The sequence below is a fragment of the Bosea sp. 685 genome, assembly GCF_031884435.1.
Classification (GTDB): domain Bacteria; phylum Pseudomonadota; class Alphaproteobacteria; order Rhizobiales; family Beijerinckiaceae; genus Allobosea.
Genome location: NZ_CP134779.1, coordinates 3925620 through 3944498 on the forward strand (window position 1 = coordinate 3925620; position 18879 = coordinate 3944498).

Consider the following 18879-nt stretch of genomic DNA (forward strand, 5'->3'; position numbering starts at 1 on the left):
CGCGAAGGCAGCATTCTCCAATCGAATTGTTGCTGTATGGCAGCTCAAATCGACGAGCAGCTTGTCGATGCAGGCAAAATGGCGGACGATATTGATCCCTGCAAGTAGGATGAATTACTGTCACTCAGTATGGAAAACCTGACCATGGCCAATGGCGACTTCACCATGCAGGACGAGATGCGCCGGGCCTTCGCGCTGCTCTCGGGCAAGTGGAAGCTGGAGATCATGTGGCTTCTCCACCAGCGCACCTACCGCTTCGGGGAGCTGCGCAAGGCGATCCCTGGCATCACGCAGCACATGCTGACGGCGCAGCTGCGCGAGCTCGAAGCCGACGGCCTGGTCTCGCGAACGGTGTTTGCGCAAGTCCCGCCCAAGGTCGAATATGAGATCACCCCCAAGGCGCGGGGGCTCGGCCCGACGATCGCGGCGTTGACGGCCTGGTGGCAGGAGCACGGCCAAAGCGTGCCGGAGCGACCGACCATGAGGGGCCGCAAGCCGCGCTGATGAGAGCCGGGCGACCTGCCCTTCCCCGGGGCGCTCGAGGCAGCCGGCATGCATCATGCCTCCGACACGCCCGTCTCCGTTACGCAGCCATGTCCACGTCAGGACGGCGTCCCGGTCCGCGCCCGAACCGTCCCCCTAGAAGCGATCAGCCGCGAAGGGCTTGAGGTCGCAGAAGGCCGGCATGCCGGTCATCGTTTCGGCCAGGAGCCGCCCGGTGGCCGGGCCCAGGGTGAAGCCGTGATGGGCGTGGCCGAAGGCGAACCAGAGGCCGCGATGGCGGGAAGCCGGGCCGATGACCGGCAGCATGTCGGGCAGGCAGGGCCGTGCGCCGCGCCAGGGCTGCGCATCCAGGCGCGGGCCGAGCGGCATGATCCGGCGCGCGACCGTCTCCGCCTGGTCGAGCTGCCAGCTATCCGAAGGCTCGTCGCGGCCGGCAAGCTCGATGCCGGTGGTCAGGCGAATGCCGCGCTGCATCGCGCTCAGCACGAAACCCGCCTGTGCATCGCAGAGCGGGTGCTGCGGCACAGCCTCGTTCACGGCCGCGTAATGCATGTGGTAGCCACGCTTGAAAGCGAGCGGGAAGCGATAGCCGAGGCGCTCATAGAGATCGCCCGACCAGGGCCCGAGCGCGACCACGACCTCCGCCGCCCGCCAGTCCCCGGCCTCGGTCGGTAGGCGCCATTGCGTACCCTCCTGACTCAACTCCAGCGCATCCGCCTTCACAAGCGTGCCGCCGCGCGCGACAAACAGCCCGGCATAGGCGCGTGTCACCGCGCCGGGATCACTGACTGTGACCGGGTCGCGCCAGTGCAAGGCGCCGGCAACGGTGCCGGGCAGCAGAGCGGGCTCCAGGGCGCGCAGGGTCTCGGGGTCCAGCACGTCATAGGTGAGCCCGTAGCCATGCAAGCCCACTGCCGCGGAAATCGCCTGCTCGAGCGCGCGCGGGTTGCGGTAAAGCTCGATCCAGCCCTCGCCGCGCATCAGCGCCTGCGTGCCGGCGGCCGCCGTCCAGCGCCGGTGCTCGTCGATGCAGCGTTCGATCAGCGGCAGGATGGCGCGGCCCTGCCGCTCGAGCCGGTCGGGCGCCGAATTCCACCAGTAGCGCGCCAGCCACGGCGCCATCCGCAAGAGCGCCGCCGGCCGGTAGCGCACGGCGATGGAGCGGTTCGAGGCGAAGGCGGCAAGCGTCGCGAGGTCGCGCGGGAAGGCGTAGGGCACGACGGAGGAGCGCTCGATCAGCCCGGCATTGCCATGGCTGGTTTGCCCTCCCGGTTCGCCGCGATCGACCAGCAGGACGCTGCGGCCGCGCTCCTGCAGATGCAGGGCCGCGCTGACGCCGATGATGCCGGCCCCGAGCACGATCACGTCGGCTTGCCGTGCCTGCACCTGTCGCGAGCCGGCTTGGCGTGGCTCGGCCTGTCCGGTTTCGGCCTGATCTGTCCGGGCCTGTCCTGTTGCAGTCGTCATCGCGCCGGTCAGACCCGTCTCCATTCGCCCTGACAATCAGCAGCGGCTTGGGCATAGCCGCTGCGGGTATTGCTGCCTATGGCATCGCCACAGACGAGCCTCAAAGCGCCATGATTTGCAAGAAAATAAAAATCCTTTGACAGTGTGATAGAAAAATTTCTTGATTGCGACATCGCCCGGGAATTCCGATGTCGCAGACACTCCGCCAGAGATTGCAGGCCTGCCTCACCGGCGGCTCCCGCGCCGACAAGGCGCTGGCGAGCTACATGCTGGCGCGGATGTCGAGCCTGCCTTTCGAGACGGCGGCAAGCCTGGCCGAAAAGGTTTCGCTGAGCGAGCCGACGGTCGGGCGCTTCTGCCGGACGCTCGGCTACAGGAGCCTGAAGGATCTCAAGGCGAGCCTGGCCGATGAGATCGGCGACAGCCCCTGGCTGATCAGCGACCGACTGCGCGATTTCCAAGAGCGCAGCCGCTCCGGGGACGACCAGCTGGCGCGCAGCCTCGAGCTCGAGATCGCCGGCCTCGTCCGGCTCTACGAGCTTGCCCAGAGCGAGGAGTGGAAGCGCGTGGCGCGCCGCCTCGCCAGCGCGCCCACAGTCTACATCACCGGCTTCCAGACTGAGCGGGGCTTGGCGCAATATCTCGCCAACCAGCTCCAGTACCTGCGCGACGGCGTGCATCTCGTCGATCTCGCTGCCGGCAATTTCTCCGAGCTGCTGCTCCCGGACGGGCCCGGGCGCTGCCTGGTGATCTTCGAGGCGCGGCGCTATTCGCGCATGGCAAAAGTGCTGGCACAGGAAGCCAAGGCTGCCGGCATCGCCACCACGCTCGTCACCGATTCCTTCTGCGACTGGGGGCGCGGGCTGGTCGACGAGATGCTGGTCGTCTCGACCGAGTTCAACCTGTTCTGGGACTCGACCGCCCAGATGGCGAGCCTGAGCAACCTCATGATCAACGCCGTCTTCGTCGAGCTCGGCCCGCAGGTCGAGCAGCGGCTGAACCGGATGGCGGAGCTCTATGGCCGCTTCACCGGCCATGTCGGCGACACCACAGGCCCGCTCGACTAATGGGCGGCACTTTCCAAACCTTCCATGCCTTCAATGCCTGCGCAGCATCTGACAACAAAAAGGGGAACCGGAATGAAGACGATGATGACACGCAGCCTGCTGGCCTTGAGCCTCGCGGGCTTGGGCTTCACAGGATTGGCCGCAACCAGCGCGCAGGCGCAGGAGGCGACCTTCGTGATGACCGCGCGCCTCGTCGGCGCGCCGACCTATAACCCGACCAAGGCGACCAAGCTCAATACGGCGACGACGCTGATTTTTGACCGTCTGGTCGTGCAGGATGCCGACCAGAGCTTCCATGGCCAGCTCGCCTCCTCCTGGGACGCCAGCCCCGATGGCATGCAATGGACCTTCAAGCTCAAGCCTGGCGTCAAGTTCCACAATGGCGAGCCGTTCAACGCCAAAACGATCGAATGGTGGGTGCCGCAGTTCAAGGGCACCGAGAACGCCTTCACCGTGGAGGCGATCGAGCGTGTCGAGGTCGTCGACGACCTGACCGTGCGCTTCCACATGAAGCACCCAGACCCGAACCTGCTGTTCAACCTCGCCACATCCTTCATGTGCATTCCAGAGCCCAAGGCCTACACGGCGCTCGGCGACAAATTCGGCGTGACCGAGGCCATCGGCACCGGCCCCTACAAGATGCAGCAGTTCAGCGTCGGCCAGCAGACCGTGCTGGTGCGCAATGACGACTATGCCTGGGCCTCCGACCTCTCGACCAATCAGGGGCCGGCCAAGTTCAAGAAGCTGACCTTCCGCGAGATCGCCGAGGAATCGACCGCCTATCTCGAACTGAAGACCGGCGGCGCCGACATGCTGGTCAATGTGCCGACCGACTTCCTGCCGCGCATCCAGGCCGACAAGGCGGTGAAGCTCGTCACCATTCCCGGCAATGAGCTGGTCTATATGCCGATCAACACCAGCGTCGAGCCGTTCACCGATGTCAGGCTGCGCGAGGCGACCGCGTTCGCCGTCAACCAGAAGGAGATCCTGACCAGCCTCTATGGCGGCAATGGCGCGGCAGCCGACACCTTCCTGATCTCCTCGCTGAAGGAGTCGCAGGTCGAGCCGAAATACAAGATTTCCTATGATCCGGAGCGCTCGAAGAAGCTGTTCGACGCAGCCGGCTGGAAGGCGGGGCCCGACGGCATCCGCGTCAAGGACGGCAAGCGCCTCGAGGTCAAGCTCTGGACCCAGAACGGCACCGAGTTCAAGCGCCTCGTCGAGATCGTCCAGGCCCAGCTCAAGGCTGTCGGTATGCAGGCCGATATCAGCATCATCGATGCCGGCTCGATCAACGCGCAGTACCGCAAGAAGACCGAGCACCAGCTCGCGATCCGCGCCTATCAATGGACCAATGCCGACATCGTCGACTGGTTCTTCGCGGCCAAGCGCGCGGGCTACCCCAATGTCTCGATGTTCAACGACCCTGAAGCCGAGCGGCTGAACGACATCGCCATGAACAAGTCCAAGACCTGGGACGAGCGCGTCGCGAACTTCACCCGCTATCATGAGTATGTGCTGTCGCAGTACGCCTTCGCGCCGATCTACCAGCCGGCGCAGAGCCTGGCCTATGGCAAGCGCATCACCTTGCCCCAGGTGATCCGCGGTACCGGGCTCTACGGGCCGACCATGCTCGATATCGCCCCGGCGAATTGAGCCCGGCCCAAACGAACTGAGCTCGACACGACCGCACAGGGGAGAGAGCCTTGCTGCAATTCGCGATCCGGCGGCTCGCCATGCTGGTGCCGGTGTTCCTCGCCGTCTCGCTGGTGATCTTCATGATCATCCATCTCGTGCCGGGCGATCCGCTGGAGCATCTGATCCAGGTCGGCTCCTCGCCCGAGCAGCGAGCGCAGATGATCGCCCGCTACGGCCTCGACCAGCCGTTGCTCGTGCAATACGGGCGCTGGCTCGCCAAGGTCGTCACGGGCGATCTCGGCGACGCCATCGTGATGCGCCAGCCGGTCGCGCGGCTGATCGCGGAGAACATGCCGCACAGCCTGGCGCTCGGCGGCGCGGCGCTGATCTTCTCCACCACGGTGGGGATCGTCACCGGCGTGCTCGCCGCCTCCTTCCGCGACAGCCTGTTCGACCGGGCGGTGATGGGCTTCATCCTGCTCGGCTCGACGCTGCCGAGCTTCTGGCTGGCGCTGCTGATGATCCTGATGTTTGCCGTGCAGTTCGAATGGTTCCCGGTCTCCGGTGCGCGCAGCTGGGACGCGCTGGTCCTGCCGGCGCTGACCATCGGCATCGGCGGCACGGCCCTGATCGCCCGCGTCACCCGCGCCGCAATGATCGAGATCGCCAACCGCGATTTCGTGCGCGTGCTCCACGCCAAGGGCCTGCCCTTCTGGCGCATCCAGCTGCGCCATGTGCTCCAGCAGGCGATGCTGCCGGTGATGACGATCCTGGGCCTGCGCATCGGCTGGATCCTCGGCGGCGCCGTCACCGTGGAATATGTCTTCGCCCGGCCGGGCCTCGGCTCGCTGCTGATCACCGCGCTCGGCCAGCGCGACTATCCGCTGGTGCAGGGCTGCCTGTTGATGCTCGCCATCGCGGTGATGCTCGGCACGCTGCTTGGCGATCTCGCCCAGGCGGCGCTCGATCCGCGCCTGCGCGAAGCCATGGGTGCAAGATGAGCCGGACTGCGAGCCCATTTGGACGTTTCCCGAGCCCTCATCCTAAGGAGCCATTCTCTTGGGAATGGCGTCTCGAAGGATGCTCCAGGAGTCTCCGAAGCCATCGGGAGCATCCTTCGAGACGCCGCTGCGCGGCTCCTCAGGATGAGGGCTGGAGGTTCCAAACGGGCTCCAAGATGAACCGGTGCAAGATGAGCCGTCCACGATGAGCCGTCCCTCGCTGCCAGCCCGCCTCGCCCGCTCGCCGCGCGGCGCCATCTGCGCGCTGTTCCTGATCGGCCTCGTCATCTGCGCGGTCTTCGCGCCCTGGATCGCGCCTTACGACTATGCCGCCCAGCAGCTCTCGATCGCCAACTCGCCGCCTTCGCCTGCGCATTGGCTCGGCACCGACGAATTCGGGCGCGACCTGCTCTCGCGCATCATCCAGGGCGCGCGCACCTCGCTCAGCGTCAGCGTGCTGTCGATCGCGCTGTCGGTGGTCGCAGGAGCGACGCTTGGCGCCGCCGCCGGCTATTTCGGCGGCCTGTTCGACCGGGCCGTGACCGTCATCGTCGATCTGACCTGGTCCTTTCCTGAAATCCTGCTGGCGCTGATCCTGATCGCGATCCTGGGGCCGGGGCTGCACTCCACCGCGATCGCCATCGCGATCGCCTATCTCGCCCAGTTCACCCGATTGACGCGCGCACAGGTGATGTCGCTCAAGGGCGAGCTCTTCGTCGATGCGGCGGTGGCGGCCGGCGCCCATCCCGGCCGCGTGCTCTTCCGCCATCTCCTGCCCAATGCGATGACCCCTGTCATCGTCGCCGGCATGCTGGCGACGGGCGACGCCATCGTGCTCGAGGCGACGCTGGGCTTCTTCGGGCTCGGCGCGCAGCCGCCGGTGCCAAGCTGGGGCGCGATGATGAGCTCCGGCACGGCGCAGATCTTCATCGCGCCCTGGATCATCATCTTTCCCGGCCTCGTCATCGCCACGACCGTGATCGCCATCAACCTGTTCGGGGACGCGCTGATCGAGGCGCTCGATATCCGCGCCTCGCTGCGCGACGGCTGACGCGCCACACCATCCAAACAGAACCGCATCCAACACATCCAAGACAAACATCAGGGACCGTAGGGAACGCCATGAGCTTCACCGTGCTGACCGCCGAGTTCTCGCATGAGAGCAATACTTTCAGCCGCTGCCCGGCCGATTACGCCGCCTTCACGGATCGCGGCATCAGGCTCGGCCACGCCGCCATCACCGAGCGCGGTGAGGCCAATACGCCGATCGCCGGCTTCCTCGATATCGGCCGCCCGGCCGGCTGGCGGGTGGTCCATGCGATCAGCGCCGCCGCCCAGCCCTCGGGCCCGGTGACGCGCGACGCCTTCGACCGCATCGCCGATGTCATCGTCGAGGCGGCCAAGGCCCATGCCGGGGCGATCGACGGTGTGCTGCTCGGCCTGCACGGCGCGATGGTGACGGAGTTCTGCGAGGATGGCGAAGGTGAATTGCTCAGGCGGCTGCGCGCCGTGCTCGGCCCGAAAGTGCCGATCGGCGTCACGCTCGACCCCCACGCCAATGTCACCCGGGCGATGACGGAGCTCGCCGAGATCGTCGTCTCCTACAAGACCTATCCGCATGTCGATGTCCGCGAGACCGGGCGGCTGGCGGCGGGCATCCTGCAGCGCGCCATGGCGGGCGAGATCAGGCCGGTGACGCTGCGCGCCGAGCGGCCGATGCTGGAAGAGGTCAATGGCGGGCGCACCGATATCGGCCCGATGGTCGCGCGCATCGCCAAGGCGAAGGCCTATGAACAGGAGCCGGGCGTCTTTGCCGTCAGCGTCAATGGCGGCTTCGGCAACGCCGATATCGCCGAGGTCGGTCCGACCGTGCTCGTCACCTGCGAGGGCGACCACGAGCGCCATCGCGGCTTCGCCGAGGCGCTGGTCGACGACATGTGGCAGCGCCGCTTCGAGATGGTGACGCCCTTCCTCACGGTGGCGGACGCCGTCGCGGAGGCGGCCGCCTATGTCGCGACATCGGGCCCGCTGATCATCGCCGATTACGCCGACAATCCCGGCGGCGGCGGCTATGGCGATGCGACCGGGCTGCTGAAAGCCATGATCGAGGCCGATCTGAAGGACGCTTGCTTCGGCCCAATCGTCGATCCCGAAGTCGCGGCTGAGCTGCACCGGACGCAGCCGGGCGCGACGGTCTCGGTCCGGCTCGGCGGCAAGATCGATCCCGCGATCGGCGGCGGGCCGCTTGCCCTCACCGGCACGCTCGTCAGCCTGAGCGACGGCGACTATGTCGGCGACGGCCCGATGCTCGGCGGCCTCCATGCGAGCTGGGGGCCCTGCGCCGTGCTGCGCGTCGGCGATATCGAGATCCTGGTCACCACGATCCGGGCGCAGATGAACGACCTGCAGCAGTTCCGTGCCTTCGGCATCGATCCCGCCGCCAAGCGCGTGGTGGCGCTGAAGTCGATGCAGCATTTCCGGGCCGCCTTCGAGCCGATCGCCGGCAAGGTGATCGTCTGCGACAGCGGCGCGCTGTGCACGCCGGACCTGACAAAACTGCCCTATCGCCGCGCCCGCCGGCCGATCTTCCCGCTCGATCGCGATGTTGCCGCTCGACAAATGACGGCACTATAGCAGCCGCACGCTCCGGCCATTGCGAAGGCCGGAACTGCGCTTGCCGGCCCCTCCCCGCTTTGCGTCGCCGAGATTTCGTCGCACAACCGGAATTGCTGTCAGCTCCGCGCCACTTGGGCCTACTGCAATGGAGGCGGCCCGGCGCGCGTTTCCGGGCTCGAACTGACCGGAGCCGTCCGTCCTGTAAGGACGGCCAACGCCGCAGCCAAAGCAAGAATGCCGGCACTGAGGCCGAATGTCGCCTCGTAGCCCGCCGCGTCGTAGAGCAGGCCGCCGACGGTGGCCCCAAGCGTGATGGCGAGTTGAATCACGGCGACCATGAGGCCACCCCCTGCCTCCGCATCCTCCGGCAAGCTCAGCGACAACCAGGTGAACCACCCGACGGGTGCCGGCGTCGCGAGGAGACCCCAGGCCCCCAGAAGCACCGCCGTGCCGACCACCCAGTCCCCGAAGGCGACGAGGCCCAATGCGATAACGGCCATCAGCAGCGGGATGGCAATGACCGTCGCGAACAGGTGGCGCTCGATGACCTCCCCAATAGCCATGGTCCCGACAAGACCTGCGACCCCGATCCCGAGCAGGATGAGCGAGAGGGTCGAGACGTCGACGCGTGTCACGGTTTCGAGGAACGGTCGCAGATAGGTGAAGAGGGTGAACTGCCCCATGAACAGGAGCGCCACCGCGGTCATGCCGACCGCGACCCTTGGTCGAGCCAAGAGCATGAGGACGTTGCCGGTGCCGGGCTTGCGCTCGCTCGGCAATGCCGGGAGGGTCATTGCCTGCCAAATCAGCGCCGCCGCCGCCAGCGGAACCACGCTGAAGAAAGCACCGCGCCAACCGATGAGCGAGCCGATGAAGGCGCCAAGGGGAGCCGCGACGGTTGAGGCGAACGCACTGCCGCCCTGAAGGATGGCGATGGCCTTGGGCACGCAGGCCTTGGGCACGATGCGGATCAGAACCGCCGTCGACATCGACCAGCAGCCGCCGATGGCGATGCCCAGCAAGGCCCGGCCGAGCATCAGCAGGGCATAGCTCGGCGCAAATGCAACCAGAGCGCCGGACACGATCATCAATGCTGTCAGGGACAACAGAACGTGCTTTCGGTCGAGCCGCCGGGTCACCCATGAAATGCTGAGGCTCGTCGCCACCGCGAAAATACCGGACATGGAGATGGCCTGTCCGGCCTGGCCCTCGCTCAGCCCCAACTCGCTTGCCAGAGGCGTCAGCAGGCTCACCGGCATGAACTCGGACGCCACCAGGACAAAGGCACATAGCGACATCGCGCAGACGGCGCTCCATGGCGCGGAGGCCTCACGCAGATCGACAGTGTCGGCGGGAACGTGAACTTGCATCGGGGTGCCTCGCGGTCGTCGTTCGTCGAGCGGCCGTAGGCGCGCCAACATCACTCAGGGTTTGGGTATGGCTCCGCCTGCGGAGCCCAGCTCAGACGCGCGAGCTTCCTCGGCGCGAATGGCGTGTATCGGGTGAGGTTCAACCTAAGGCCTGGCAATTTCAGCGAATAGCCGTGCAGAACGGCTTGCAGTCATGAACAAAGCTTCTCAATCGACCGACCCGACGGCCGTTCGATTGATGAGCTTATTTTCTGATGACAAGCGAATTAACCCGGCTAATTCATTCCCGTCGCATCGCTTAGGTTGCCGCCAGCAACAGGAGCGAACGACATGAACAGCGATGCGACGAAGGAAACCGGAACGGCACTGACCCAGCGGCGTGATGTGTTGAAACTGACGGGACTCGCCGCGCTGGGCCTGGCGTCCAACATGGCCACGCCGGCCATGGCCCAGCAAACGCTGGCCTGGGACAAGACCTTCCCGAAGAGCGACCGGGTCGAGCATCGCAAGGTGTCCTATACCAATCGGCTCGGGATCACCCTCGTCGCCGACCTCTACGTCCCAAAGGGGCTCGAACGCTCCCGGCGGTATCCGGCGCTCGTTGTCGGCACGCCTTTCGGCGCGGTGAAGGAGCAGGCGTCGGGCCTCTATGCCCAGACGATGGCGGAGCGAGGGTTCGTCGCCATCGCCCACGATCCCTCCTATGTCGGTGAAAGCGGCGGCCAACCGCATGAGATCGCGTCCTCGGAGGCGCTGGTCGAGGACTTCAGCGCCGGCGTCGACTACCTCGGCAAGCTGTCATTCGTGGATCGCGAGCGCATCGGCCTGATCGGCGTCTGCGGTAGCGGCGGCTTTGGGCTCGCGGCAGCGGAGATCGACCCGCGCATCAAGGCGGTGGCAACCGTCAGCATGTACGACATCGGCCAGGCGAAGCGTCAGGGACTTTCGGCCGCAGCCGACGAGGCCTCGATCAAGAAGTCCTTGGAGACGATCGCCGCGCAGCGCTGGGCCGAGGTCGATGGCGCGGAGCGGACGATGGTGATCGGTACGCCACAAGTGATCACGGCGGCCTCGACCGAGATCGATCGCGAGTTCTTCGACTACTACCGCACCCCTCGCGGTCAGCATGCGCGCTCGACAACCGCGTTCTCGACCACCAGTGACGCGCAGATGATGCAGTTCTGGTCGTATGAGCGGCTGGGCTGGATTTCGCCCCGTCCCGTCCTGTTCATTACCGGCGACAAGGCGCATTCGCGCATCTTCAGCGAGCACGCCTATGCCAGGGCGAGCGAGCCCAAGGAACTCTTCATCGTGGCGAATGCGGGCCATGTCGACCTCTATGACCGGGTCAACCTCATCCCTTGGGACAAGCTGAAGACCTTCTTCGATCGGAATCTGTCGGTCTGACGCTCGTTCATCGACGCCAATCAGAAACGCTTGGATCGACAGCCCGGACACTCCGTGCTGTCGTTACCCATGGGGAGCCATCGAAAATGTCGCTCAAAGCCATGCAGATCGCAGGCGTCGTCACATTCGGAATGATCGGAACCGCCATGGCCCAGGAACGCATCACAATCTCATCGGAATGGGGTTCGATCACCGCAGAACTCACTGAGAACGCCGCGACGAAGGCGCTCATTCCGATGCTGCCGCTAACCATCGACATGAGCGATCATCTTCGCCAGGAGAAGACCGGAAACTTGCCATCGCCTCTCCCGGCCGCCCCACGACAGCGCGCGTTCAAGAACGGGACGCTCGGCCTGTGGGGGCCTGACCATTTCGTGGTCTACTACCGCGATGGACAGGTTCCCCAGCCTGGGATCGTCATCCTGGGCCAAGTGAAGGGTGGCGCCTCCATATTCGATCGCCCGGGCACGGTGTCGATCCGGGTCGAGCGCGCCAAGTAGCCCGCGGCCACGAGTTGCCAATCGCTGTCACGCTCGTCAATCTGGCTCCCGGTATGAAGGGCTTCGTGAGTGCCGCGTGACAATGTGAATGAACTGGTCGCGTTCCTCGCGGTCGCGCGGGAGCGCAGCTTTACCAAGGCCGCAGCCAAGTTCGGACTGTCGCAGTCGGCCATGAGCCATACAGTCCGGCAGTTGGAGGCGCGCCTCGGTGTTCGCCTCCTGACGCGCACGACCCGGGCCGTGTCCCTGACTGACGCCGGCGAACGCCTGCTTGACGGGATCGGACCGCATTTCGACGAGATCGAGGCCCAGGTCGAGTCCCTCGGCGACCTCAGGGACAAGCCCGCCGGTACGATCCGGATCGTTGCAGCCGACTATGCGATCAAATTCGTGCTCTGGCCCAAGATCAGGACGTTCCTGCCGCGCTACCCGGACATCAAGGTCGAGCTGATCCTCGACAATGGCCTCACCGACATCGTGACCGAGCGCTATGATGCCGGCGTCCGGATGGGTGAGCACCTCGCCAAGGACATGATCTCGGCTCGGATCGGTCCGGATTTCTGCCTGGCGGTGGTTGGATCGCCGGCATACTTCGCTGGCCGGACGAAGCCTGCCCATCCCAAGGATCTGGTCGGTCACGCCTGCATCAATTTTCGCCTGCCGAGTTCGGGCGGCCTTTACGCCTGGGAATTCGAGGAAGATGGGCGCGAGATCAGGATACGCGTCGATGGCCAGCTCGCCTTCAACAACATCTTCGAGTCCCTGGAGGCGACGCTGGACGGCTTCGGCCTGGCCTATATCCCCGAGGAGATCATCCTTCCCTATGTCGCCGACGGTCGTCTGATCCGCGTCCTCCAGGAATTCTCCCCGCCATGGGATGGGTACCACCTCTATTATCCGAGCCGCCGGCAATCCTCTCCGGCGTTCGTCGCGCTGTTGGATGCACTCAGGCACCGCGTGTAAAGCGCATTTCAGGCGCGTGGTGGCGCTGAAGTCGATGCAGCATGTCCGGGCCGCCTTCGAGCCGATCGCCGGCCAGGGGATCGTCTGCGACAACGTGATCGTCTGCGACAGCGGCGTGCTCTGCACGCCGGACCTGACGAAACTGCCCTATCGCCGCGCCCGCCGACCGATCTTCCCGCTCGATCGCGTTTTGCCGCTTGATCGATGACGGCCCGGTAGCCGCCGCCCGGCCCCACCGGGCGGCGTTTCGCTTGAATAGGCCGAGAATCTTGGCTCTGGCCTGATTCCGAAGCGCCCTTGGATGCAATCGGGCATGGTTCGCGACACGCCATCTTCGGCACGGGAATTGCTTGTGCTTAAAGCAGCGCAGAGCCGTTTTGCTCTTTCCGGGTTGGCGTGCCCATCGTCGGGATACCGTGCAACGGTGCTCCGGCCATGGGTTATGGCTGGCTAGCAACGCTGGGCGCTCTGCGGTGAGCTCTTCGGGTGCGGTTTCCCTGCGGTCTTCTTTGTTGGAGGCTGGAGGAAAGACATGTGCGATCGTGACGGGTTGTTCTATCGGAATTTCTCGCGCAGGACCCTCCTGCGCTCGGGCGCCTCGGCTGTCGCCACGCTCGCCTTGCCTGCCCATCTGGCGGGCCTGCTCACGCCGACGGCAGCGGCTGCCGCAAATGTCACCCTCAAGGCGACCCATGGCTCCGGCTTCTGCAATATGGGCATGTTCCTCGCCAAGGAACGCAACCTGACCAAGGCCGACGGCGTCGATCTGGAATTCGTCGTCACGCCCTCCAATACCGAAATCACGACGATGTTCGGCGCCGGCCTCGTCGACATTTCGATGATCCCCTATTCGAACTTCATGACGCTCTACGATGCCGGCGCGCCGGTGAAGATCGTCGCCGGTGGCGGCGTCGAGGGCTGCATCATCGTCGGCAAGGAGGGGCTGAAGACCGCCGCCGATCTGAAGGGCAAGACCTTCGGCACCTTCCAGGCCGACACGCTGGAGGTGCTGCCCTATGACTATCTCAAGAAGGCGGGCCTCAGCTTCAAGGATGTCGAGATCAAGTACCTCGACACCTCGCCCGAGCTCGCCCAGGCCTTCCTCGTCGGCGCGATCGACGCGATCTGCCATATCGAGCCCTATGCGTCGCAATGCGTCATCGGCCGCAAGGGCGCGAGCGTGCTCTCCGACGGCACCGACGTCTACGGCAAGGGCTATTCCGACTGCGTGCTCGCCGTGCGCACGCCGCTGATCGAGAAAAACCCGGCCGCGGTGAAGGCCGTGATCAAGGCGCTCTTCGTCGCGCAGTCGCAGGCCGAGACCGACAAGACGGCGGCGCTCAAGGACACCGTCGGCAAATACTACAAGACCAGCATGGAGGCTGCGATCGACGCCTCCAGCAAGCAGCCGATCGTCGTCGACCAGCGCAACCAGACGAAGTTCATCATCGAGCGCGGGCAGTCGATGAAGGAACTCGGCTACGTCAAGAAGTCGCCCGATCAAGGCGCCTTCGACTGGAGCCTGCTCGAAGCCGTGATCGCCGAGAACAAGACGCTCTACGACGGGCTGAAGCTCAAATCCGCCTGAGCCGCTGCCGCGCCGGCCGGGTTTGACCTGCCGGCCGGCCTGTTCTCACGATCAGGAACGACGCCATGACGATGCGCCTGGAGGCAGACCGCCTCGCCGCTTCCGCCAGCCGGAACCGCATATTCGCCTCGACATTCCCGCCCTGGCTGCGGCGCGGCCTGGCGAAACTGGGCTGGGCCACCCTGTCGCTCGGCCTGTTCGCGGGCATCTGGGAGGGCTTCTGGGCGGCGGGAATGATCAACCCGCTGCTGCTGCCGCCGCCGCATCTGTTTTTGCAGGACATCCCCGGAACGCTGCAATATTTCGACCGCTCCAACCGGATCGGCAGCGTCTCGACAGGCGGGGGCGTCCTGCCGCTGCTCATCACCATGGCCTGGACGACGATGCGCGTCGTCGTCGGCCTGCTGCTCGGCTTCGTCGCCGGCGTCGCGCTGGGGGCGGTGATCCACTACATCGCCACCCTGCGCAAGCTCCTGCTGCCGACGATCCTGCTGCTGGCGCCGATCTCGCCCGTCGCCTGGCTGCCGGTTGCGATCTTCGTCTTCGGCATCGGCGACAAGCCGGCGATCTTCCTTGTCTTCATCACGCTGTTCTTCGCCATCGTGCTGTCGACGGGCGCGCAGATCGAGAGCGTGCCGAAGAACTACATCCATGTCGCGCGCATCATGGGCGCGACGCGACGCCAGACCTTCTGGAAGGTCGTCCTGCCCGCGATCCTGCCGAGCCTGTTCATGACGCTGCGGCTCAACCTGTTCGGCGCCTGGATGGTGGTGCTCATCGCCGAGACCGTCGGCGTCGGCACCGGGCTCGGCCAGATCACCTCGATGGCGCGCTCGACCTTCAACGCCAAGCTCGTCTTCTTCACCATGGGGATCATCGGCCTTCTCGGCTTCCTGTCCGACCTGGCCTTGCGCGAAGTCCAGAGACGCATGCTGTGGTGGGTCGCGCCCGGCCAGGGAGGCTCCCGATGACCCGCGCTGCCGTATCGATCAAGGGCGTCTCGAAGCGCTGGACGCCCGAGGGCCGTGCGCCCGTGCTGGCGCTCGACGATCTCAGTTTCGAGGTCGCGCCGGGCGAGTTCGTCGTGCTTCTGGGCCCCTCGGGCTGCGGGAAGTCCACCCTGCTCTACATGATCGCGGGGCTCGAAGAGGCGAGCGAGGGGCAGATCTTCTGCGATGGGGAAGAGGTCGTCGAACCCTCGGCCGAACGGGGCCTGATCTTCCAGGAAGCCTCGCTGTTTCCATGGCTGACGATCGCCGACAACGTCGCCTTCGGCCTGTCGATCCAGCATGTCCTGCCTGCAAGGCGGCGCGAGATCGCGATCGAGACGCTCAGGCGCGTCGGGCTCGGCGACATGCTGGACAAGAAGCCCGACGAATTGTCGGGCGGCATGCGCCAGCGGGCGGCCTGTGCGAGGGCGCTGGCGATGCGCCCGAAGGTGCTGATGATGGACGAGCCCTTCGCCGCTCTCGACGTGCAGACGCGCGCCCGCATGCAGGATTTCCTGCTGCAGATCTGGCGCGACAGCGGCGCCTCGATCCTGCTCGTCACGCATTCGATCGACGAGGCGATCTCCCTGGCCGATCGGGTCGTCGTCTTCACCGCGCGGCCGGGCCGGGTCAAGACCATCGTGCCGATCGACCTGCCGCGACCGCGGCAGAGCCGAGATCCGGGCTATCACGCCTATCGCGACCTGTTCACCGACCTGCTCGCCGACGAGGTCGACCGCGCCTTCGCCGAACAGGAAGCGGTCTGAGCCATGCCGGAGACCATCCTGGTCGCCGCCGTTCCACTCGGGCCGGGCGGAACCGATGATCGCGCGCTGCGTCGCGAGGCCGAAGCCGGCATCACCGCCGCAGCGGCCGCGGGCGCGCGGCTCGTGGTGCTGCCGGAACTGTCGTTCCTGCCCTATGTCGCGACAGATGCCCCGCAGCGCTGGTCGGGGCTCGCCGAAAGCCGGGACGGCCCCACCGGCCGGTTCATGGCGGAGCTGGCGCGAGCCAACCGGCTTGCGGTCCTGTTCGGCCTCGCTGAAACCGATGGGCGCGGCTTGCCGGTCAATGCGGCCCTGCTCGCCCGGCCGGACGGCACAATCGAGCGCGCCGCCACCAAGCGGTGCCTGCCGCCGAGGCAGCCCGGCGACGGCTTCGGTGAGTCCGACCATTTCCGGGCCGGCACCGACGCCATCGCCGTGACGCGCCTCGGCCCGCTCCGGCTCGCCGTACTGATCTGCTACGACCGCCGCTTTCCCGGACACTGGGCGCAGGCTGCCGCGGCCGGGGCCGATCTCGTCGCCGTCATGGTCGCTGGCCCCGCTCCGCAGGACCCGCCGGGCTTTTTCCGGAGCGAACTCCGCGCCCATGCGGCGGGCGCGGGCCTCTTCGCGCTCTCGGCCGCACGCTACGGCGTCGAGAGCCTCATGGGCCGCGACATCCGGCATGACGGCGAGACCCTTGCCGTCGCGCGCGACGGCAAGGTCATGGCTGCGGGCGACAGCGCCTCACCCGCCCCGATCATCATGTCCATCCCGGTTGGCCGCGCCTTTGACGCGGCGATGCCCACGGCGATCGGAACCAGTCCACCAACACAAGACCTGCCCACCAACACAAGACCTGCCTGAGGAGACGACCATGGAACTCATCGTTCAAGCCAGCCATGTGGTGACCGGCATCAAGGACCGCGACACGCCGATCATCGTCACGGAGGGTGCCGTGCTGTCGCGCGATGGCGTCATCGTGGCTGTCGGTGCGCTGGCCGAGATGCAGCAACTCGCCCCCACGGCGGAGCTGCGACGCTATCCCGATCACGTCATGATGCCCGGCTTCGTCAACAGCCACCACCATGTCGGCATGACCCCGCTGCAGCTCGGCTCGCCCGACCATGCGCTGGAGCTGTGGTTCGCCAGCCGCATCCCCGCCCGGCGCCTCGACCTGACGCTGGACACCCTCTATTCGGCCTTCGAGATGATCGCCTCGGGCGTCACCACGGTCCAGCACATCCAGGGCTGGATGCCGGGCGGATACGACGCGATCCACGGCGCGGCGACCAAGGTGCTGAATGCCTACCGCTCGCTGGGCATGCGCGCCTCCTATTGCTACGCCGTGCGCGAGCAGAACCGCCTCGTCTACGAGGCGGACGAAGCGTTCTGCGCCAAGCTCCCCTCCCCCTGGAACGACAGGCTTTTGGCCCATCTGAAGGCGCAGGCGGTACCCTTCCCCGACTTCCTGCGTCTCTTCGACCAGCTCACGAGCGAGAACGAAGGCCAGCGGCTGACGCGCATCCAGCTTGCCCCCGCCAATCTGCACTGGTGCAGCGATGACGGCCTGCTCGCGTTGCACGAGAAGGCCAAGGCCAGCGGCGTGCCGATGCACATGCATCTGCTCGAAACCGTCTACCAGAAGGAATATGCCCGCCGCCGGAGCGGCAAGACCGCCTTGCGCCATCTCTACGATCTCGGCGTACTCGGCCCGCATATGACACTGGGCCATGGCGTCTGGCTCAACGCCGAGGATATCGACATCGTCGCCGACACCGGCACCTGCATCTGCCACAACTGCTCCTCCAATTTCCGGTTGCGCTCGGGGCTGGCGCCGCTGAACAGCTGGGAAAAGAAGGGCATCACCATCGGCATGGGGCTCGACGAGGCCGGCATCAATGAGGATCGCGACATGCTGCAGGAGTTGCGGCTGGCCCTGCGCGTCCACCGCGTGCCGGGCATGGACGACGAGGATGTGCCCAGCTGTGCCCAGATCGTGCGGATGGCGACGGAAGGCGGCGCGCTGACAACGGCCTTCGGCGCCACGATCGGGCGGCTTGACCCCGGCCGCGCCTTCGATGCCGCCTTGATCAACTGGAAGACGACGACCTACCCCTATCAGGATCCCGACATTCCGATGCTGGACGCGCTGGTGCAGCGGGCGAAGTCCAATGCCGTCGATGCGGTCTATATCCAGGGCAACCTCGTCTATGCCGATGGCCGCTTCCAGCACATCGACCGGGCCGCCGTCCTGGCCGAGATCGCCGACAGCTTGGGCAAGCCACGCACCCCGGAGGAGGAGGCACGGCGCGAACTCGGCCGCGCCGTCTTCCCCTATGTGAAGCGGTTCTACCAAGGCTATCTGCCGGAGGAGCCGCCAAAACCCTTCTATGCTTGCTCGGCGGTCGTATAGGCGCCGCGCTTAGAGCGCTTTCGGGCGAAGTGGACACCGGTTCCCCCGCGACAAACGCGAAGCGTTTGCGCGGAGAAAACGCGTTAAAATAAAGAGCTGGAGCTGTTGAACGATCCAATTGGATCGGAAACCGCTCTGGCTCGCCCCTCATCTGCAAAGCGCAGCACAAGCTTCAAGCATCGCGATCATACCGCATTGCATCTGTGCCGGGCCTGACAGCCGGTTCGGACGGCGATCGCTTCATGGCGAGGTCGCCGACCCAGGATGCGATGTCACCGGGGCATCGCCATCACAGCCTGCTGCTCTCGGTGTTGAGCCAGACCGGCTGATCGTCCAGCCTGAAATCGGCGACTTAGGTGAACGACGTAGGTGAACCCTTGCGCCGCCAGCAGGTCCAGCGTCGCCGGGCTGTGCGCCAGCCAGGGGCTGGACCACGCAATGAGGGGACAATCAGCTAATCAACTCGACTTGGATAGTCCAAACTGATACCAATACAAAGCCAAAAGCCCTTTGACGGCGGAGGGCGGCATCTACGGTCTTTACAAGGAGCTGGGCCTCCGGCTCTGGAACAGGACGCCCAGGCGCGGGG

Annotated in this window: 17 protein-coding genes; 15 read left to right on the forward strand and 2 right to left on the reverse strand. The window is 65.8% G+C overall.

Features of this window, described 5'->3' with window-relative positions:
* The first annotated feature begins 129 nt into the window (after positions 1 to 129).
* Positions 130 to 504: a winged helix-turn-helix transcriptional regulator gene (locus tag RMR04_RS19600; protein WP_311910011.1), complete on the forward strand. Its 375-nt coding sequence runs from the start codon at positions 130 to 132 to the stop codon at positions 502 to 504.
* 135 nt (positions 505 to 639) lie between these two features.
* Here the strand turns inward: RMR04_RS19600 and RMR04_RS19605 are convergent, their stop codons facing one another.
* Complete coding sequence (locus RMR04_RS19605; protein WP_311910013.1) at positions 640 to 1971, reverse strand: NAD(P)/FAD-dependent oxidoreductase; 1332 nt, start codon at positions 1969 to 1971, stop codon at positions 640 to 642.
* A gap of 188 nt (positions 1972 to 2159) precedes the next feature.
* Between RMR04_RS19605 and RMR04_RS19610 the strand changes: the two genes are divergently transcribed.
* From RMR04_RS19610 to RMR04_RS19630, 5 genes are all read left to right on the forward strand, one after another.
* Entirely contained in the window at positions 2160 to 3038 is an 879-nt protein-coding gene (locus RMR04_RS19610) for a MurR/RpiR family transcriptional regulator (protein WP_311910014.1), read from the forward strand.
* Between the two features lie 72 nt (positions 3039 to 3110).
* Positions 3111 to 4694 carry an ABC transporter substrate-binding protein gene (locus tag RMR04_RS19615; RefSeq protein WP_311910015.1) on the forward strand — a complete coding sequence of 528 codons (1584 nt, stop codon included), beginning with the start codon at positions 3111 to 3113 and terminating at the stop codon, positions 4692 to 4694.
* A gap of 50 nt (positions 4695 to 4744) precedes the next feature.
* Positions 4745 to 5677: an ABC transporter permease gene (locus RMR04_RS19620; protein ID WP_311910016.1), complete on the forward strand. Its 933-nt coding sequence runs from the start codon at positions 4745 to 4747 to the stop codon at positions 5675 to 5677.
* A gap of 205 nt (positions 5678 to 5882) precedes the next feature.
* Positions 5883 to 6728 (forward strand): ABC transporter permease, encoded by an 846-nt coding sequence (locus RMR04_RS19625; RefSeq protein ID WP_311910017.1) that lies wholly within the window; start codon positions 5883 to 5885, stop codon positions 6726 to 6728.
* Positions 6729 to 6799: 71 nt separating this feature from the next.
* The gene (locus RMR04_RS19630) at positions 6800 to 8311 is read left to right on the forward strand and encodes a M81 family metallopeptidase (RefSeq protein WP_311910018.1); all 1512 of its coding nucleotides are present in this window, start codon (positions 6800 to 6802) and stop codon (positions 8309 to 8311) included.
* 119 nt (positions 8312 to 8430) lie between these two features.
* On the opposite strand, the gene RMR04_RS19635 is transcribed toward RMR04_RS19630, so the two are convergent.
* A complete protein-coding gene (locus RMR04_RS19635) occupies positions 8431 to 9663 on the reverse strand; it encodes an MFS transporter (protein WP_311910019.1) in 1233 nt (410 codons plus the stop codon).
* A gap of 330 nt (positions 9664 to 9993) precedes the next feature.
* Between RMR04_RS19635 and RMR04_RS19640 the strand changes: the two genes are divergently transcribed.
* The 9 genes from RMR04_RS19640 to RMR04_RS19680 all read left to right on the forward strand — a co-directional run bounded on the left by RMR04_RS19640 (position 9994) and on the right by RMR04_RS19680 (position 18290).
* Positions 9994 to 11070 (forward strand): alpha/beta hydrolase, encoded by a 1077-nt coding sequence (locus RMR04_RS19640; protein WP_311910020.1) that lies wholly within the window; start codon positions 9994 to 9996, stop codon positions 11068 to 11070.
* An 86-nt stretch (positions 11071 to 11156) separates the two neighbouring features.
* Positions 11157 to 11570 carry a cyclophilin-like fold protein gene (locus RMR04_RS19645; RefSeq protein WP_311910021.1) on the forward strand — a complete coding sequence of 138 codons (414 nt, stop codon included), beginning with the start codon at positions 11157 to 11159 and terminating at the stop codon, positions 11568 to 11570.
* Positions 11571 to 11639: 69 nt separating this feature from the next.
* Positions 11640 to 12533 carry a LysR family transcriptional regulator gene (locus RMR04_RS19650; RefSeq protein ID WP_311910023.1) on the forward strand — a complete coding sequence of 298 codons (894 nt, stop codon included), beginning with the start codon at positions 11640 to 11642 and terminating at the stop codon, positions 12531 to 12533.
* A gap of 19 nt (positions 12534 to 12552) precedes the next feature.
* The gene (locus tag RMR04_RS19655) at positions 12553 to 12741 is read left to right on the forward strand and encodes a hypothetical protein (RefSeq protein WP_311910024.1); all 189 of its coding nucleotides are present in this window, start codon (positions 12553 to 12555) and stop codon (positions 12739 to 12741) included.
* A gap of 324 nt (positions 12742 to 13065) precedes the next feature.
* Positions 13066 to 14121 (forward strand): ABC transporter substrate-binding protein, encoded by a 1056-nt coding sequence (locus RMR04_RS19660; RefSeq protein ID WP_311910026.1) that lies wholly within the window; start codon positions 13066 to 13068, stop codon positions 14119 to 14121.
* A 65-nt stretch (positions 14122 to 14186) separates the two neighbouring features.
* Positions 14187 to 15092: an ABC transporter permease gene (locus RMR04_RS19665; protein ID WP_311910027.1), complete on the forward strand. Its 906-nt coding sequence runs from the start codon at positions 14187 to 14189 to the stop codon at positions 15090 to 15092.
* Positions 15089 to 15877: an ABC transporter ATP-binding protein gene (locus tag RMR04_RS19670; protein ID WP_311910028.1), complete on the forward strand. Its 789-nt coding sequence runs from the start codon at positions 15089 to 15091 to the stop codon at positions 15875 to 15877. Before RMR04_RS19665 ends, RMR04_RS19670 begins: the two co-directional genes overlap by 4 nt.
* Before the next feature lie 3 nt (positions 15878 to 15880).
* The gene (locus tag RMR04_RS19675) at positions 15881 to 16741 is read left to right on the forward strand and encodes a carbon-nitrogen hydrolase family protein (RefSeq protein ID WP_311910029.1); all 861 of its coding nucleotides are present in this window, start codon (positions 15881 to 15883) and stop codon (positions 16739 to 16741) included.
* Positions 16742 to 16751: 10 nt separating this feature from the next.
* Complete coding sequence (locus RMR04_RS19680) at positions 16752 to 18290, forward strand: amidohydrolase family protein (RefSeq protein WP_311910030.1); 1539 nt, start codon at positions 16752 to 16754, stop codon at positions 18288 to 18290.
* Positions 18291 to 18879: the final 589 nt, after the last annotated feature.